We start from the raw sequence: 16,886 nt of genomic DNA, 5'->3' as shown, positions 1-16,886 counted from the left end.
TCGGCAGGGGACTGCGGCCCCCGCGGACCTCACGTGCCGCCTTGCTAGGTTGAGCGGCATGGATCAGCGGCTGTCCCTCGTGACCCTGGGTGTGAGCGACCTCGAGCGTGCCCGTGCGTTCTACCAGGACCTGGGCTGGACCCCTGGTCCGTCGCCGGAGCACATCGCCTTCTTCCAGGCCGGGGGGATGGTCGTGGCGCTGTGGGAGCGGGCGGCACTGGCCGTCGACTCCGGCATCGACATCGACACGGACACCGACGACACCCCGGGGAGCGGGGACGCCTGGGGCGGCAAGGTCCTCGGGGTCAACCTGCCCAGCACGGCCGATGTCGACGACCAGATGAAGGATGCCGAGGCGGCCGGAGCGGTCGTGCTGCGGGCGCCCAGCACGCGCTTCTGGGGCGGCTACTCCGGCGTCTTCACCGATCCCGACGGCCACGTGTGGGAGATCGCGCACAACCCGTTCTGGACGGTCACCGAGGACGGTCGCACCGTCCTCGGCGACGGTCGCGGCTGAGAGCGTCCAGGCTGAGCGTCCGCGGCAGGGCGATCCGGCCCGTCACCGGAATTCGACCGTGGGAATCGCTGCCATGGCGACGATTCCAGAGGTCGAATTCGTGCAGACAGCGCCTCTGACAGCTCGGCACCTGGACCGACGCGCCGAGCTGGGCCGAGGCGCTAGGGCTGCGGCCGGTTGAGCGCGCTGCAGACGGCGTGCAGGGAGGCGCGCACGGTCGAGGAGTTGATCCCCACGCCCCACCTGACCTGACCCTGCACGGCGCACTCGACGTAGGCGGCGGCGAGCGCGTCCTCGCCCGCGGACAGGGCGTGCTCGGCGTAGTCCAGGACCCGGATGTCGATGCCGAGCTCGTTGAGCCCATCGACGAAGGCCGAGATCGGACCGTTGCCGCGGCCGGTCACCCGCTGCTCCTGCCCGTCGACGGTGAGGCTGGCCTCCATCCGGACGTCGTCGACGTCACCCTCGACGTGCGAGCTGGTGAAGTCGTGCAGCACGACGGGGCCGTCCTGCTCGAGGTACTCGTGCTGGAACGACTCCCAGATCTGGGTCGGGGTCATCTCGCCACCCTCGGAGTCGGTGTGCCGTTGCACCGCCTGGCTGAACTCGATCTGCAGCCGACGCGGCAGGTCGAGCTTGCGCTCGGTCTTCATGACGTAGGCCACGCCACCCTTGCCCGACTGGCTGTTGACGCGGATCACGGCCTCGTAGCTGCGGCCGATGTCCCTGGGGTCCACCGGCAGGTAGGGCACCTCCCAGCGGAACCGGTCCACCGGGGTGCCGTCGGCGGCGGCGTCCCGCTCCATCGCCTCCAGCCCCTTCTTGATGGCGTCCTGGTGGCTGCCGGAGAAGGCGGTGAAGACCAGGTCCCCGCCGTAGGGGTGGCGCTCCGGCACCGGCAGCTGGTTGCAGTGCTCGACCGTGCGCCGGATGTCGTCGATGTCGGAGAAGTCGATCATCGGGTCCACGCCCTGGCTGAAGAGGTTCATCCCCAGGGTCACCAGGCAGACGTTGCCGGTGCGCTCGCCGTTGCCGAAGAGGCAGCCCTCGATCCGGTCCGCACCGGCGAGGTAGCCGAGCTCGGCCGCCGCCACCCCGGTCCCGCGGTCGTTGTGCGGGTGCAGCGACAGCACCACGTGCTCGCGGTGGTCGAGGTGTCGTCCCATCCACTCGATGGAGTCGGCATACACGTTGGGGGTGGCCATCTCCACGGTCGCCGGCAGGTTGATGATGACCGGCGCCTCGGCGGTCGGCACGAAGACCTCCATCACCGCGTTGCAGATGCGGGCGGCGAACTCCAGCTCGGTGCCGGTGTAGGACTCGGGGGAGTACTCGTAGAAGACCTCCGTGCCGGGGGGCAGCTGCTCCTCGTACTTCTTGCAGGCGCGCGCGCCGCGGACGGCGATGTCGACGATCTCGTCCTCGCTCGCCCCGAAGACGACCCGCCGCTGCAGGGTGGAGGTCGAGTTGTAGAGGTGGACGATCGCCTGCCTGGCCCCGGAGATGGCCTCGTAGGTGCGCTCGATGAGGTGCTCCCGGGCCTGGGTCAGGACCTGGATCACGACGTCGTCCGGGATGAGGTCCTCCTCGATGAGCATCCGGACGAAGTCGAAGTCGGTCTGGCTCGCGGCGGGGAAGCCCACCTCGATCTCCTTGTAGCCCATCCGGACGAGGAGCTCGAACATCCGGCGCTTGCGGTCTGGGGTCATCGGGTCGATGAGGGCCTGGTTGCCGTCACGCAGGTCCACGGCGCACCAGCGCGGTGCCTCGGTGACGGTGCGGGTGGGCCAGGTGCGGTCCGGCAGGTCGATCGCCGGGAAGGGGGCGTACCTGTCGATCGGCATGCCGCTGGGCTGCTGGGGGTTGGGATGGTGCACGGCGGACTGGTGGGGGATGGTCACGCTCACGAGTCGTTCTCCTCGCTGGGCTGGTGGCTGGTGTCCGTGGCAGCAGCGACTCCGCAGCGAGGGCCGGACCTAAGAGGTCTCGCTGCGGCAGCCGAGGAGGAGCAGGTGCATCATCATCTGGCACTGTAGCCCACCGCCATGACGCTGCGTCAACTGGGACGGTGCTGCGGTATGCCGTCGGCTCAGTCGACGGCGGCGGTCACCGTGGGTTTCCACCCCGGTCGCTGCTGCTCGTAGCCGGCGATGTCCTCGTCGTGCTGCAGCGTGAGCGAGATGTCGTCCAGGCCGTTCTCCAGCCTCCAGGCCACGTAGTCGTCGACCCGGAAGCCGGCCGTCACGTCGCCGCAGACGACGCTGCGCGCGGGCAGGTCCACCGTCACCTCGGTGCCCGGCTCGGCCTCGAGCTGCTTCCAGATCAGCTCGATGTCGCCCTGGTCGAGCTCGGCCGTGAGCAGGCCCTGCTTGCCGGAGTTGCCGCGGAAGATGTCGGCGAACTTGCTGGACAGCACCGCCCGGAAGCCGAACTGCTGCAGCGCCCAGACCGCGTGCTCCCGGCTGGACCCGGTGCCGAAGTCGGGACCGGCGACCAGCACCGAGCCACGGGCATACGGCTCGGTGTTGAGCACGAACCCGGGGTCCTCGCGCCACCGGGAGAAGAGTCCCTCCTCGAAGCCGGTCCGGGAGACGCGCTTGAGCCAGTGCGCCGGGATGATCTGGTCGGTGTCGACGTTGGAGCGGCGCATCGGCACGCCGATCCCGGTATGCGTGGTGAACGGTTCCATCAGACCAGGGCCCCCTGCGGCGCATCGGTCGGGGTGAGGTCGACGGGGCTGGACAGCGTGCCGCGGACCGCCGTCGCGGCGGCCACCGCGGGCGAGACGAGGTGGGTCCTGCCGCGGGCGCCCTGGCGGCCCTCGAAGTTCCGGTTGCTGGTGGAGGCGCAGCGCTCCTCCGGGGAGAGCTGGTCGGGGTTCATGCCCAGGCACATCGAGCAGCCGGCGAGCCGCCACTCCGCACCGGCGTCGAGGAACACCTGGTCCAGCCCCTCGGTCTCCGCCTGCTGCCGCACCGCGTGCGACCCGGGGACCACGAGCATCCGCACGCCGGGCGCGATCGTGCGCCCCCGCAGGATGTCGGCCGCGAGCCGCAGGTCCTCGATCCGGCCGTTGGTGCACGACCCGAGGAAGACGGCGTCGACCCCGATCTCCCGCATCGGCGTCCCCGCCTCCAGGCCCATGTAGGTCAGCGCCCGGCGCGCGGCGTCCTGCGCGTCGTCGTCCCCGGCGGTCTGCGGGTCGGGCACGGACTGCCCGAGCTGCACCGACTGCGCGGGGTTGGTGCCCCAGGTGACGTAGGGAGAGAGCTCCTCGCCGTCGATGACGATCTCGGCGTCGAAGACGGCGTCGTCGTCGGTGCGCAGCTGGCGCCAGGCGTCGACGGCGGCGTCCCAGTCGGCACCCGTCGGCGCGTGCGGTCGTCCACGCAGGTAGGCGAAGGTCGTCTCGTCCGGCGCCACCATGCCCGCGCGTGCCCCCGCCTCGATCGACATGTTGCAGATCGTCATCCGGCCCTCCATGGACAACGCCTCGATCGCCGGGCCGCGGTACTCGAGGACGTAGCCCTGGCCTCCGCCGGTCCCGATCCGGTTGATGACGGCCAGGATGATGTCCTTGGCGCCGACCCCGTCGGGCAGCGTCCCCTCCACGGTGATCGCCATGGTGCGGAACGGTCGCAGGGGCAGTGTCTGGGTGGCCAGCACGTGCTCCACCTCGGAGGTGCCGATGCCGAAGGCGAGCGCCCCGAAGGCGCCGTGCGTCGAGGTGTGGCTGTCGCCGCAGACGATCGTCATGCCGGGCTGGGTGAGCCCGAGCTCGGGCCCGATGACGTGGACGATGCCCTGGCCCCGGTGCCCCCGCTCGTGGTGCACGATGCCGAACTCGTCACAGTTCGCCTTCAACGCCTCGAGCTGGGTCCGCGACGTCAGGTCGGTCACCGGGCCCAGGGTCGTGGGGACGTTGTGGTCCTCGGTCGCGAGGGTCAGGTCCGGGCGGCGCACCGGGCGGCCCTTCTCCCGCAGCCCGTCGAAGGCCTGCGGGCTGGTCACCTCGTGCACCAGGTGCAGGTCGATGTAGAGCAGGTCGGGCTCGCCGTCCACGGAGCGCACGACGTGCTGGGCCCAGAGCTTCTCGGCCAGAGTCATTCCTGACGTGTCGGACACGGTTCGACCCCTTCCATCTGGCCGGCGCGGCGGGTGAGAGACAATGCGTCTCAACTGTAAGCCCAGCTGTTGACGTCGCGTCACGGAGGTCGCCCTGTGCCCACCCGCTCGCATTCCCTCGCCGTGCTCCCGGGCGACGGTGTCGGTCCTGAGGTCACCCGGGCCGCGCTGCAGGTCCTGGACGCCGCCCAGGACCGCTTCGGCTTCACCACCGAGCGCTCGGAGGTGCCGCTGGGCGCGGAGCACTACCTGGAGACGGGCGAGCTGCTCACCGACGAGACGGTCGCGCAGCTGCGGGGGCACGACGCGATCCTCTTCGGCGCGATCGGCAGCCCGAAGGTGCGGCCCGGCATCCTGGAACGCGGCATCATCCTCGCGCTGCGGGCGGCCATGCGCCAGGCGGTGAACCTGCGCCCGGTGCGGCTCTACCCCGGGGTCCCCACCCCCATCGCCGGCCTCACCCCGCAGCGGTGCGACCTGGTGGTGGTCCGGGAGAACACCGAGGGCGCCTACGTCGGCCAGGGCAGCACCGTGCACCGCGGGACGCCCGCCCGGACGGCGGTGCAGGAGTCGATCAACACCTGGTATGCCGTGGAGCGCGCCGTGGACTTCGCCTACCGGCTCGCGTCGGTGCGCCGCGGCAGGTTGACGCTGTGCCACAAGACCAACGTGCTGGTGGAGGCCGGGTCGCTGTGGCTCGACGTGCTGGAGGAGGTGGGGCAGCGGTACCCGGACGTCGAGACCGACTACGTCCACGTCGACGCGATGTGCATGCACCTGCCCGTGACCCCGGAGCGCTTCGACGTGGTCGTCACGGACAACCTCTTCGGCGACATCGTCACCGACCTCGGTGCCGTCGTGCAGGGGGGTCTGGGCGTCGCCGCCAGCGGCAACCTCAATCTCGAGGGCACCGGCACCAGCATGTTCGAGCCGATCCACGGATCGGCTCCCGACATCGCCGGGAAGGGGTGGGCCAACCCCGCCGGGGCGTGCCTGTCCCTCGCGCTGCTGCTGGGGCACCTCGGCGAGGGGGAGGCCGCTGCGGCGGTCGAGGACGCGACCGCGTCCGTCCTCGCCCAGCTCCCTGCGCTCGCGGGGGCGTCGATGGGTGCGAGCACCGAGGAGCTCGGGGCACGGGTGGCGGCGACCGTGGCCGACTCCACCGGCGCACCGGTCGCGGGCAGCCTGATGGGGCAGCTGGCGCAGGTGAGGTCTGCGTGAGCGAGCTCTACCCGGCGCGGGCGACCGTCGACCTGGACGCCGTCGCGCACAACGTCGGCGTGCTGCGGGAGCGGGCGGGCGCCGCGGAGGTCATGGCCGTGGTGAAGGCCGACGCCTACGGCCACGGACTGGTGCCGTGCGCGCGGGCGGCGCTCGCCGGTGGTGCGGCGGCGCTGGGGGTGGCGCAACCGGGTGAGGCGCTGGAGCTGCGCTCTGCGGGCATCGGTGCCCCCCTGCTGTGCTGGCTCACGGCCCCGGGCACCGACCTCGCACCGTTGGTGCAGGCCGAGGTGGAGGTCGCCGCCTCCGCGTCCTGGACGCTGGACGCGGTGGCGGCCGCGGCTCGGGCGATCGGCACCACGGCGACCATCCAGCTCAAGGCGGACACCGGTCTGGGCCGCAACGGTGCATATGCCCTCCCGCTGCGGCCCGGTGCCCGCACCGACTGGGCCGACCTGGTGCAGCAGGCCGCTGCGCTGGAGGCCGAGGGGGTGGTGCAGGTGCGCGGCGTCTTCAGCCACTTCGCCTACGCCGACGCGCCCTCCCACCCCACGGTCCGGGCCCAGCAGGAGGCCTTCGCGGACGCGGTCGCGACCGCGGAGGGTGCGGGCCTGCGGCCCGAGGTCCGCCACCTGTCCAACTCCGCGGCGACGCTGACGGCGAAGGGGGCGGCGTGGGACATGGTGCGGCCGGGCCTGGCCGTCTACGGGCTCACCCCCGTCCCCGACGTCGGGTCCGCGCAGGACTTCGGGCTGCGCCCGGCGATGCGGGTGACCGCGACGTCGGTGCTGGCCAAGCGCATCCGGGCTGGGCAGGGGGTGTCCTACGGTCACGCCTACGCCCCCTCCGCCGAGACCACGGTCATCGACGTCCCGGTGGGGTATGCCGACGGCATCCCGCGTCACGCCTCGGGAGTGGGCCCGGTCCAGGTGCGGGGACGGCGCCTGGCGATCTCCGGACGCGTGTGCATGGACCAGTTCATGGTCGACGTCGGCGACCTGGAGGTCTCCGACGGCGAGGAGGTGGTGCTCTTCGGGGCCGGCGCGGACGGCGAGCCCACCGCCCAGGACTGGGCCGATGCGGTGGGCACGATCAGCTACGAGATCGTCAGCCGCATCGGGCACCGTGTCCCTCGGGAGTATGTGGGGGCGAGCGGCCGGTGAGCCCCGGAGACGGGTCCGGCCGGAGCCTGCCCACGGCGGACGACACCCGGGAGCTGGGGCGGGACGTCGGCCGGACCCTGCGCGCCGGGGACCTGGTGGTGCTGACGGGAGACCTGGGGGCCGGCAAGACGACGTTCGCCCAGGGGCTGGCCGAGGGGTTGGGGGTCCGGGGGCCGATCACCTCGCCGACCTTCGTCATCGCCCGGGTGCACCCCTCGCTGACCGGGGGACCGGAGCTGGTCCACGTCGACGCCTACCGGCTCTCCGGAGGTGCCGAGCTGGACGACCTGGACCTGGACACCTCCCTGGACGAGGCGGTCACGGTGGTCGAGTGGGGCGAGGGGCTGGCCGAGAGCCTGTCCGAGGACCGGCTCGAGGTGCTGCTGCGGCGCTCCGCCAGCGAGGACCCGGACGAGCAGTCGCGCGTGGCCGTCCTGCGCGCGGTCGGAGACCGTTGGGCGGCAGACCCGCTCGTGACCGAGGGAGACAGATGAGCACGCCCACCGTCCTGACCGTCTGCACCGGCAACGTCTGCCGGTCACCGCTGCTGGAGCGACTCCTGCAGCGCGGGGTGGACCGGTCCCACGGCGCGGGGCGGATCGAGGTGCGCTCCGCAGGGACCAGGGCCCTCGTGGGGTCGGGCATGGACGAACGCTCGGCCCGGCTCCTCGTCGACCTGGGCGGGGACCACGAGGGCTTCCGCGCCCGTCGGTTGACCGAGGAGATCGTGTCGGGTGCGTCGCTGGTGCTCGCGGCCACACCGGAGCACCGGTCTGCTGTCGTCCAGCTCCATCCCCGCGCCCTGCGCCGGACCTTCACGGTGCAGGAGTTCGCCCATCTGGTCCAGGCCATCCCCGACGACGACCTCCCCTCGTGGGACGACCCTGGTGCCGCGCTCGAGCGGCTGACGGAGCGGGCGCGCCAGGCCAGGGCGGGCGCGACCCGAGCCGTCGGGGACGGACTCGTCGACCCCTTCCGGCAGTCGGACGCGGTCTACGACGAGCTCCGTCAGCAGGTCAGCGAGGTCCTTCCGCCGCTGTCCCGTGCCCTGGGCTGCTGACCGGGCGGCGCCGGAGCAGGAGCGGCGCGCGACGCGGTCGCCATCGCGGCAGCCGCAGCAGCGCGACCGCGACCAGGGCGGACGGGTGCAGGTGGCCGAGCACCCGGGAGTCGGTCCCGTGGCCGTCGGAGAGCACCCAGAGCGCGCCGTCCTCGCGGATGCCGGCGAGGCGCTTGACCGCCAACGGGCGGGCGCGGCCCGTGCCGTCGTCCGGGAGCCGGACGACCACGACCGACCCGGGTCGGGCCGGGGCGCCGTGCCGCACCACGACCCGGTCGCCGGGAGCCAGCGACGGGAGCATCGAGGCGCCGGAGACGCGGGCCAGCCCCAGCGGGCTCAGATGTGCGCGCGGACGTGTCACACGCGGTAGGGTAGGCCCACGCAGGGATAGTGCAGGGACGCGCCGGAAGTGAACTGTGGGGGTTCATCCGGTGACCATGATGCGGACATGATCTGTCGGCAGGGGTAGACGGGATGCCTGGATGGTGCTTTACTGAGAAGTAGGTAAAGATTTGGTAAGGACGCCGCGCAGGGGCAAGGCGTCTGTCAGGTGCAGGGAATTTGCAGGGAACAGGACGGGATCGCCGTGACCGTGATCGCAGGCACAGCAGTACGAGAGCTGCCCGAAGGGCAGTCGCAAGCGCATGTCGCTGACCCCTACCCGTTCGTCATCCCGGACGCGCTCCGGGACGTCAACGGACATCCGCACGGCGGGCGCAGGACCCCGCACCGCGCCCGCCGCTACCTCGGGACCTACCTGAGGTCGCTGAAGGTGCTGGACCTGGCGATGGTGGTCGCGGCGGTCCTGGCCGCCTACGTCACCCGCTTCGGGCTGGACGAGTCGATGCGTGAGGTCTCGGGCATCGGATACGTCTACATCGCCGTCGCGCTCGGGGTGGCGTGGATCGTCTCGCTGCACGTCCAGCGCGCCTACGACGGACGCACCGTGGGCCACGGGGTCCAGGAGTACCGGCAGGTCTTCCAGGCGTCCATGTGGGTCTTCGCGGCGCTCGCCATCATCGGCTTCGCGTTCCGCATCGAGTTCGCCCGCGGCTTCGTGCTGCTCGCCTTCCCGCTCGGCACGCTGCTGCTGCTCGGTGGCCGCTGGTCCGCGCGTCGCTGGCTGGTCAGCCGGCGCAAGAAGGGCAAGCTCTCCGACCGGGTCATCCTGGTCGGCGACAAGAGCCACGTCGCCGGGTTGGTCTCGGCCCTGCGCCGCGCCCCCGATGCCGGCTACAACGTCCTCGGCGCCTGCGTCGACGACGCCGAGGGAGAGGTCAGGGGCGTGCCGGTCCTCGGGCGGGAGGCGGACGTCCTGCTCCAGGCGATGGACCACCACGTGGATGTCGTCGCGGTGTCCTCCTCGGCAGGTCTCGGGACCACCGGTCTCCGGCAGCTCGGCTGGGCCCTCGAGGCCACCGACATCGACCTGGTGGTCGCGCCGGGCATCATGGACGTCGCCGGACCCCGGGTCCTCACCCGGCCGGTGCAGGGTCTCCCGCTGATCCACGTCGAGGCGCCGCGCTTCGTCGGGCCGGAGCGCGTCCTGAAGAACGTCATGGACCGGCTCGCGGCTCTCGCGGTCACGCTGCTGGCTGCTCCGGTGATGCTCGCGGTCGCGCTGGCGGTCAAGCTGGAGGACCGCGGTCCGGTGCTGTTCCGCCAGGAGCGCGTGGGCCAGGACGGCCAGGGCTTCTCCATGTTCAAGTTCCGCAGCATGGTGCTCGACGCCGAGGAGCGGCTGGCCGAGCTCGCGGACGCCAACGAGGGCGCCGGGCCGATGTTCAAGATGCAGCGGGACCCCCGGGTCACCCGTGTCGGCGCCTTCATCCGGCGCTACTCGCTGGACGAGCTCCCGCAGCTGCTCAACGTGCTGCGCGGCGAGATGAGCCTGGTGGGCCCGCGTCCGCCGCTGCCCCGCGAGGTCGCCGAGTACGCCGCGGACACGCGCCGGAGGCTGCTCGTGCGTCCGGGGATGACCGGGCTCTGGCAGATCAGCGGGCGCAGCGACCTCTCCTGGGAGGAGGCGGTCCGGCTCGACCTGTACTACGTCGAGAACTGGAACCCGATCCTCGACGTGATGATCATGTGGCGGACGGTCCGCGTCGTGCTCAGCTCGGGGAGCGGCGCCTACTGAGCGGACCGCGCTGGGCTAGGGTTCCCGGGTGAGCACCCGCGTCGCCTACCTCGGCCCGGCCGGCACCTTCACCGAGCAGGCCGTGCGCCAGTGGGATCCGCAGCGGCAGCACGAGCCGGTCCCCCTGGCCACGGTCTCCGCCGTCGTCGGAGCACTGCGCGACGGCGAGGTCCAGGCGGCCGTGGTGCCCTTCGAGAACTCCGTGGAGGGCTCGGTGCCCGCCACGCTGCAGGCCCTCCTGGACGACCCCCTGGTGCGGATCGTCCAGGAGCTGCTCGTGGAGGTGCAGTTCAGCCTGCTGGCGCCGGAGGGGACGACCCTGGACCAGGTGCGCCAGATCGCCACCCACCCTCATGCGGCGGCGCAGACCCGGGAGTGGCTGGCGCAGCACCTGCCGACGGTCGAGGTGGTGCACGAGTCCTCGACGGCCCGCGCGGCCGAGGCGGTCGCGGAGGGCCGTTACGCCGCGGCGATCGCCTCCCCGGAGGCCGGTGCCGCCTACGGGTTGGTGCCGGTGGCCGAGCGGATCGCCGACCGGGCCGATGCCAAGACACGTTTCGTGGTCCTGCGCAGCGGGGCCCCGGTGCCGCCGGCGACCGGCGCAGACCGCACCACGCTGGTGGCGCTCATCTGGCAGAACCGACCCGGGGCGCTGCTGGAGCTGCTCGAGCAGTTCGCCGTGCGCGGCATCGACCTGACACGTCTGGAGTCACGACCGACGGGCGAGGGTCTGGGGGAGTACTGCTTCTGGATCGACGCGGACGGTCACCTGTCCGAGGACCGGATGGGGGAGGCGATGCTCGGGCTGCGGCGGACCTGCCGGGACGTGCGCTTCCTCGGCTCCTACCCCCGGGCGGACGGCCGTGCTCAGGCCGTGCCGGTGCACGCCGACGACCAGGCGTATGCCGAGGCACGGGCCTGGTTGGACGACCTCTGAGGTCGTCGCAGGTCGGTGCTCAGTCCTCCAGCTGGAGCCAGCGGGTCCAGCCGCCGTTGAGCACCAACCAGGCCATCAGGCCGTAGCCGGCCTGGCCGGGGTGGACCGTGTCACCCGCCGCGAGGTCGGACTGCCACTGGTCGTGGCTCAGCAGCGGGGCGAAGCAGTCGACGAAGGGGACGCCGCGCCGCGAGCAGACGTCCGCCAGCGCGTCCGCGAGGACCTGGATCCGCTGGTTCACCTCGGCGTCGAGGGTCGGCGTGGGGCCGACCACGAAGGTCGAGATCCCGGTGGAACTGGCCTCGTCCAGGACGTTGGCGAGGTTGAGCCGCGAGCGAGCCGTCGTGATCTCCTGGGCGACGTCCTCGGCGCCGACCCCGATCACCAGTCGGCGCTCGGAGCGACCCTGCCAGCGTGCGGGGCACTCGGTGCGCCAGCGGTTCATGACGTCCGCCGACGTGGCGCCGCGCACCCCGAGGTTGTAGCTGGTGAGGGAGCTGCCGGGGTCGCTGCTGGTCGTGTCCGTGCGTCCGACGACCCGGTTGACCCAGCCCAGCGCCTTCGGGTCGCCGTACCCGGCGACGAAGCCGTCCCCCACGAAGCACAGGCCGACGTCCCGGGGGCCGTCCGGGACCTGGAAGTCCGCGCTGGGGGTGTACTCCAGCTCCGTCCGGCTCTCGCGCTCGCCGCTGCTCACTGGTCACCTCTCGGATCGTCGGTCAGGGCCCGGTGCCAGGACTGGGTGACGTACTTCGTCTCCCAGCCGAGCGAGCGGTAGAGCCCGTCGGCGCCGGTCGGGGAGTCGGCGTCGACCTCCAGCTCCACCGAGGCCCGTCCCCGGGCCGCGGCGTCGGCGATGACCGTCCGGAGCAGGCCCTTGGCCACGCCACGCCCGCGGGCACGCCGGTGCACCCCGATGTAGTCGATGTAGGAGCTGTCCGGGGACGCGGTGCCCTCCTGCCCCACGCTGCCACGGCTGATCGAGGCCACCACGGCGCCGGCCGGCTCGCCGTCGACCGTGGCCAGCCACCAGTGGTCCCACCGGTGGCCCGGGTCCTCGCGCAACCGCGAGACGAACTCCTCGAACGTCTCCCGGTAGGAGTTGAAGTGGTCGGCGAAGGACTGCTCCAGCACCAGGTGCACGGCACGCAGGTCCTCCTCGGCGGGCATGCCGACATCGTCGTCCTGGCGGACCCGGGAGATCTGGACACCCTCGCGCAGCTCCGGCGGCTCGGCATCGACCTCGGGGTCCACGGCCCGGGTCATCTGCCACCAGTCGCGGACGTGGTCGTAGCCGTGCGCCCGGAGCCACCGCTGCTGGCGGTGGTCGTCGGCGAAGGCGCCGGAGTCCAGCTGGGTGCGCTGCATGCCGCGCTCGCCGAGCAGCTCGCGACCGAGCTCCTCCACCCGGGTGAAGGCCCACTCGGCCAGCGGGTCCGCCTCGGCGTCCGGCAGGTCCGGGTCCAGCGTGACCCCGACCAGGACGCGTCCGGCGGCCCGGTCGTGCAGGCTCAGCCAGGCGCGGGCGTTGCCCTCACGGTCGCGCACCATCTGGTGCCGGTGGGTGCTCGCACCGCGCCCGCTGACCTCGGCCAGCACCGTGTCGCTCTGCGCCCCTGGCCACCCGCGCGCCTCGCGCTCGTGGCGGCGCAGCAGCCGCACCAGGTCGTCGATGTCCTCGTCCTGCGGCACCGAGGCAGAGAAACCGTCCGGCAGCGGTGCCGGTCCCGTCGCGGCGTCCCTCATGCGCGCGCGGAGAAGGCCTCGTCGTGCAGGGCGGACTGCTCGACCGCGTGCACCTTGGCCGACCCGGTGGCCGGTGACGCCGACGCGGGACGGCTGACCACCCGCAGCGGGCGTTCCTCCCCGTGCCGGGCCAGCGCCTCGGGCAGGTTCAGCGCCATGAACGGCCACGCGCCCTGGTTCTTGGGCTCGTTCTGCACCCACACCAGCTCCGCGTTGGGGTACTGCGAGGTGAGGGCGGCCAGCTGCCGACCCGCGACGGGGTAGAGCTGCTCGATCCGCAGGATCGCCGTGTACTCGTCCTCGCGCTTGGCGCGCTCGTCCTCGAGGTCGTAGACCAGCTTGCTGGAGGCCAGCAGCACCCGCTCGACCTTGTCGTTGTCCAGCTCGACCCGGTCGGGCAGCACCGGCTCGAAGGTGCCGTCGGTGATGTCCTCGATGCTGCTGGCTGCGGCCTTGAGCCGCAGCATCGCCTTCGGGGTGAAGACGATCAGCGGGCGGCGCGGGCGAGCGGTGGAGTGCGCGCGGAGGAGGTGGAAGTAGGAGGCCGGCGTGGAGGGGTAGGCCACCATCATGTTGTCCTCGGCGCACTGCTGCAGGTAGCGCTCGATCCGCGCCGAGGAGTGGTCCGGCCCCTGGCCCTCGTACCCGTGCGGCAGGAGGAGCACGACCGAGCTGCGCTGGTCCCACTTCTGCTCGGAGGAGGAGATGAACTCGTCGATCACCGTCTGGGCGCCGTTCGCGAAGTCGCCGAACTGCGCCTCCCACAGCACGAGGGTGTCGGTGTTCTCGACCGAGTAGCCGTACTCGAAGCCCATCGCCGCGAACTCGGAGAGCAGCGAGTCGTAGACCTCGAACCGGGCCTGGTCCTCGGACAACCCGTGCAGCGGCGTCCAGTTCGCGGCCGTGACGTTGTCGGTGAGCACCGCGTGCCGCTGGACGAAGGTGCCGCGCCGGCTGTCCTGGCCCACGAGCCGCACCGGCGTGCCGTCCATCACCAGCGAGCCGAAGGCGAGCAGCTCGGCCATCCCCCAGTCGATGCCGCCCTTGCTGGCCATCTCCTGGCGGGAGGTGAGCAGCTTGGCGAGCTTCGGGTGGACCGTGAACCCTTCCGGCGGGCTCCCGAAGGAGTCCCCGATCGCGGTGACCGTCTCCACGGGGATGGCGGTCGGGCGCTGCGGGGCAGCCATGTCACCCTCGTCCTGGGCGTGCGGGCGCTCCAGGCCCTCGCTGCCGTCGCCCTCGCCCTTGAGCGCCTTCTTGGTCTCGGTGAAGACGTTCTCGAGCTGCTTCTGGTAGTCGCGCAGCGCCGCCTCGGCCTCGTCGACCGTGATGTCGCCACGGCCGATGAGCGACTCGGTGTAGAGCTTGCGGACCGAGCGCTTGGCCTCGATGAGGTCGTACATCAGCGGCTGGGTCATCGAGGGGTCGTCGCCCTCGTTGTGGCCGCGGCGCCGGTAGCAGACCAGGTCGATGACGACGTCCTTGCCGAACTCCTGGCGGAACTCGTAGGCCAGCTCGGCGACCCGCACGACGGCCTCGGGGTCGTCCCCGTTGACGTGGAAGATCGGCGCCTGCACGGTCCGGGCCAGGTCGGTGCAGTAGACCGAGGAGCGCGAGTGCTGCGGGGCGGTCGTGAACCCGACCTGGTTGTTGATGACGACGTGCAGCGTCCCGCCCGTGCGGTATGCCGGGAGCTGGGACATCTGCATCGTCTCCAGCACCACGCCCTGGCCGGCGAAGGCCGCGTCGCCGTGCATCAGCACCGGCATCACCGTGGACGGGTCGGCTCCGGTGTCCCGGGCGTTCCGGTCCTGCTTTGCCCGGGTGATGCCCTCGAGCACCGGGTTCACCGCCTCCAGGTGGGAGGGGTTGGCCGCGAGGTAGACGCGGGTGGTCTTGCCGTCCTCCGTGGTGAACTCACCCTCGGTGCCGAGGTGGTACTTCACGTCACCGGAGCCCTGCACCGACCCGGGGGACTGCTTGCCCTCGAACTCGCGGAAGATCTGCCCGTAGGACTTGCCCGCCAGGTTGGCGAGGACGTTCAGCCGACCGCGGTGCGGCATCCCGATCGTCACCTCGGTGAGACCGTCGTCGGCGGCGCGGTTCAGGACCTTGTCCATCAGCGCGATGACCGACTCCCCGCCCTCGAGGCTGAACCGCTTCTGGCCGACGAACTTGGTCTGCAGGAAGGTCTCGAAGGCCTCCGCGGCGTTCAGCCGACGCAGGATCCGCAGCTGCTCGGCCGGGGCCGGCTTCTCGAAGGGGACCTCGAGCTTCTTCTGGAACCACTCGCGCTGCTCGGGGTCCTGGATGTGCATGTACTCGATGCCGATTGTGCGGCAGTACGTGTCGCGCAGGATGCCCAGGATGCGCCGCAGGCTGAGCCGGGGCTTGCCGCCGAACCCGCCGGTGGGCACCTCGCGGTCGAGGTCCCAGAGGGTCAGCCCGTGGTTCTCGATGGCCAGGTCGGGGTGCCGACGCTGGCGGTACTCCAGCGGGTCGGTGTCCGCCATGAGGTGACCACGGACGCGGTAGGCGTGGATCAGCTCCTGGATGCGGCTCGGCTTGGAGATGTCGTCGTCGTGGGTCGCCGAGATGTCGGGGTTCCACCGGATCGGCTCGTACGGGATCCGCAGCGAGGTGAAGATGTCGTCGTAGAAGCCGTCCTGCCCGAGCAGGAGCTGGTGCATGATCTTGAGGAACTCGCCGGACTGCGCGCCCTGGATGATCCGGTGGTCGTAGGTCGAGGTGAGGGTCAGGATCTTGCTGACGCCCGTGGCCACGATCCGCTCGGTCGCGGCGCCCTGCCACTCGGCGGGGTAGTCCAGGGAGCCGACACCGATGATCGTCCCCTGGCCCTTCATCAGCCGCGGCACGGAGTGCAGGGTGCCGATGCCCCCCGGGTTGGTGAGGCTGATCGTGGTGCCCTGGAAGTCGTCGATGGTGAGCTTGCCGTCCCGGGCCTTGCGCACGACCTTCTCGTAGGCGCTCCAGAAGTCGTAGAAACTCATGCCCTCGGCGCTCTTGATGCTCGGCACCAGGAGCTGGCGGGTCCCGTCGGACTTGGGGACGTCGATGGCCAGGCCCAGGTTGATGTGCGCCGGCTCGACCAGGGTCGGCTTGCCGTTCTCCACGGTGAACCCGTTGTTCATCGCCGGCATCGACTTCAGGGCGCGCACCATCGCGTAGCCGATGATGTGGGTGAAGCTGACCTTGCCACCGCGGCTGCGGGCGAGGTGGTTGTTGATCACCGTGCGGTTGTCGATGAGCAGCTTGGCCGGGAGGTTGCGCGCGCTCGTGGCCGTGGGCACCTCGAGCGAGGTGTCCATGTTGGAGACCACGCGGGCGGCGGCACCGCGCAGCGGCACGAGGGTGACGTCCTCCTGGGGGCCACCCTTCTTCGGTGCCGGGGCCTCCCGCGACATCGGCCCCTTCTTCGTGTCGTCCTTGGCCGGGCTGCCCTCGCCGTCCTTGTCCTTGGCGGGGGCGTCCGTGGCGGTGGCCGCGGCGGCCTTGTCCTTGTCCTCCTCCTCGGCCTTGTCCTTCTCCTCGGCCTTGGCCTTCGCCGCCGTGGCCTTGGTCTCCTGGGTGTCCTTGCCCTGGTTCTTGGCCGAGCCCGCGGCCTCGGAGCCGCTCTGTGCCGGAGCGCTCTTCTTCCGGGGCGGGGCCGGCGCGACCTTGGGCCCCGCCGTGCGCCGGGCCGGCCGCTCCTCGGTGCTCCCGGCCCGGCTCGGGGCAGCCTTCGCCGCCGAACCACCGTCGGCCTGGGCCGACGAGCCCGGTCCGCTGCCGTTGGGGCTGGGGGCGGCGCCCTCGAAGTATCGACGCCAGGCAGGGTCTACCGATCCCGGGTCCTGGTCGAAGAGCTCACGCATCTCCTCGACGAGCCATTCGTTGGCTCCGAAGTCGACGGTGGTGTCGCTGCTCTGCGGGTTGGCCACGGGGTCTGCGCCTCATCTCACATCCGGGGACTGCCGCAC

14 protein-coding genes are annotated in these 16,886 nt (G+C 71.6%); 7 read left to right on the top strand and 7 right to left on the bottom strand.

All coding sequences use genetic code 11. The features are described 5' to 3' along the window. Positions 1-58 precede the first annotated feature (58 nt). Positions 59-517, top strand: coding sequence for a VOC family protein (locus tag FXF60_RS07070; protein WP_151524890.1), 459 nt, complete (start codon positions 59-61; stop codon positions 515-517). Between the two features lie 161 nt (positions 518-678). Here the strand turns inward: FXF60_RS07070 and leuA are convergent, their stop codons facing one another. The 3 genes from leuA to leuC all read right to left on the bottom strand — a co-directional run bounded on the left by leuA (position 679) and on the right by leuC (position 4,624). Beyond that, a complete protein-coding gene (leuA, locus tag FXF60_RS07065; RefSeq protein ID WP_151525009.1) occupies positions 679-2,361 on the bottom strand; it encodes a 2-isopropylmalate synthase in 1,683 nt (560 codons plus the stop codon). Between the two features lie 245 nt (positions 2,362-2,606). After that, entirely contained in the window at positions 2,607-3,206 is a 600-nt protein-coding gene (gene leuD / locus FXF60_RS07060; RefSeq protein ID WP_151524888.1) for a 3-isopropylmalate dehydratase small subunit, read from the bottom strand. Beyond that, complete coding sequence (gene leuC / locus FXF60_RS07055; RefSeq protein ID WP_151524887.1) at positions 3,206-4,624, bottom strand: 3-isopropylmalate dehydratase large subunit; 1,419 nt, start codon at positions 4,622-4,624, stop codon at positions 3,206-3,208. The genes leuD and leuC overlap by 1 nt, the downstream gene beginning before the upstream one ends. A gap of 114 nt (positions 4,625-4,738) precedes the next feature. On the opposite strand from leuC, the gene FXF60_RS07050 reads away from it, so the two are divergent. The 4 genes from FXF60_RS07050 to FXF60_RS07035 are packed head-to-tail and all read left to right on the top strand — an operon-like array spanning position 4,739 to position 8,086. Next, on the top strand, positions 4,739-5,863 hold the full coding sequence (locus FXF60_RS07050) for a 3-isopropylmalate dehydrogenase (RefSeq protein ID WP_151524885.1): 1,125 nt from the start codon (positions 4,739-4,741) through the stop codon (positions 5,861-5,863). Continuing rightward, on the top strand, positions 5,860-7,026 hold the full coding sequence (alr, locus tag FXF60_RS07045; RefSeq protein ID WP_151524883.1) for an alanine racemase: 1,167 nt from the start codon (positions 5,860-5,862) through the stop codon (positions 7,024-7,026). Before FXF60_RS07050 ends, alr begins: the two co-directional genes overlap by 4 nt. Next, the gene (tsaE, locus tag FXF60_RS07040; protein WP_151524881.1) at positions 7,023-7,520 is read left to right on the top strand and encodes a tRNA (adenosine(37)-N6)-threonylcarbamoyltransferase complex ATPase subunit type 1 TsaE; all 498 of its coding nucleotides are present in this window, start codon (positions 7,023-7,025) and stop codon (positions 7,518-7,520) included. The genes alr and tsaE overlap by 4 nt, the downstream gene beginning before the upstream one ends. Next, entirely contained in the window at positions 7,517-8,086 is a 570-nt protein-coding gene (locus FXF60_RS07035) for an arsenate reductase/protein-tyrosine-phosphatase family protein (RefSeq protein ID WP_151524879.1), read from the top strand. The genes tsaE and FXF60_RS07035 overlap by 4 nt, the downstream gene beginning before the upstream one ends. Here the strand turns inward: FXF60_RS07035 and FXF60_RS07030 are convergent. Then, the gene (locus FXF60_RS07030; protein WP_151524877.1) at positions 8,043-8,447 is read right to left on the bottom strand and encodes a S24/S26 family peptidase; all 405 of its coding nucleotides are present in this window, start codon (positions 8,445-8,447) and stop codon (positions 8,043-8,045) included. The two genes, FXF60_RS07035 and FXF60_RS07030, sit on opposite strands and share 44 nt — an antisense overlap. A 225-nt stretch (positions 8,448-8,672) precedes the next feature. On the opposite strand from FXF60_RS07030, the gene FXF60_RS07025 reads away from it, so the two are divergent. Both FXF60_RS07025 and pheA read left to right on the top strand, forming a co-directional pair. After that, positions 8,673-10,223 (top strand): sugar transferase, encoded by a 1,551-nt coding sequence (locus FXF60_RS07025; RefSeq protein ID WP_202879578.1) that lies wholly within the window; start codon positions 8,673-8,675, stop codon positions 10,221-10,223. A 28-nt stretch (positions 10,224-10,251) separates the two neighbouring features. Next, a complete protein-coding gene (gene pheA / locus FXF60_RS07020; protein WP_151524875.1) occupies positions 10,252-11,160 on the top strand; it encodes a prephenate dehydratase in 909 nt (302 codons plus the stop codon). A gap of 19 nt (positions 11,161-11,179) precedes the next feature. Here pheA and FXF60_RS07015 read toward each other — a convergent pair whose 3' ends face one another. The 3 genes from FXF60_RS07015 to FXF60_RS07005 are packed head-to-tail and all read right to left on the bottom strand — an operon-like array spanning position 11,180 to position 16,781. Then, positions 11,180-11,857, bottom strand: coding sequence for a GDSL-type esterase/lipase family protein (locus FXF60_RS07015; RefSeq protein ID WP_151524873.1), 678 nt, complete (start codon positions 11,855-11,857; stop codon positions 11,180-11,182). Continuing rightward, positions 11,854-12,852: a GNAT family N-acetyltransferase gene (locus FXF60_RS07010; RefSeq protein ID WP_367889959.1), complete on the bottom strand. Its 999-nt coding sequence runs from the start codon at positions 12,850-12,852 to the stop codon at positions 11,854-11,856. Before FXF60_RS07010 ends, FXF60_RS07015 begins: the two co-directional genes overlap by 4 nt. A 50-nt stretch (positions 12,853-12,902) precedes the next feature. After that, complete coding sequence (locus FXF60_RS07005) at positions 12,903-16,781, bottom strand: multifunctional oxoglutarate decarboxylase/oxoglutarate dehydrogenase thiamine pyrophosphate-binding subunit/dihydrolipoyllysine-residue succinyltransferase subunit (protein ID WP_238335754.1); 3,879 nt, start codon at positions 16,779-16,781, stop codon at positions 12,903-12,905. Positions 16,782-16,886: the final 105 nt, after the last annotated feature.

Origin of the sequence: Serinicoccus kebangsaanensis (genome assembly GCF_008919445.1) — a bacterium.
GTDB lineage: Bacteria > Actinomycetota > Actinomycetes > Actinomycetales > Dermatophilaceae > Ornithinicoccus > Ornithinicoccus kebangsaanensis.
Note: the sequence above shows the minus strand (reverse complement) of the source record. Positions and strands in the feature narration are given on the sequence as shown.

Bases quoted from the DNA above. Each gene is read 5' to 3' on its own strand.
- FXF60_RS07070 (WP_151524890.1), top strand. From the start codon at position 59: ATGGATCAGCGGCTGTCCCTCGTGACCCTGGGTGTGAGCGACCTCGAG.
- leuA (WP_151525009.1), bottom strand. From the start codon at position 2,361: ATGCCGATCGACAGGTACGCCCCCTTCCCGGCGATCGACCTGCCGGAC.
- leuD (WP_151524888.1), bottom strand. From the start codon at position 3,206: ATGGAACCGTTCACCACGCATACCGGGATCGGCGTGCCGATGCGCCGC.
- leuC (WP_151524887.1), bottom strand. From the start codon at position 4,624: ATGACTCTGGCCGAGAAGCTCTGGGCCCAGCACGTCGTGCGCTCCGTG.
- FXF60_RS07035 (WP_151524879.1), top strand. From the start codon at position 7,517: ATGAGCACGCCCACCGTCCTGACCGTCTGCACCGGCAACGTCTGCCGG.
- FXF60_RS07005 (WP_238335754.1), bottom strand. From the start codon at position 16,781: ATGCGTGAGCTCTTCGACCAGGACCCGGGATCGGTAGACCCTGCCTGG.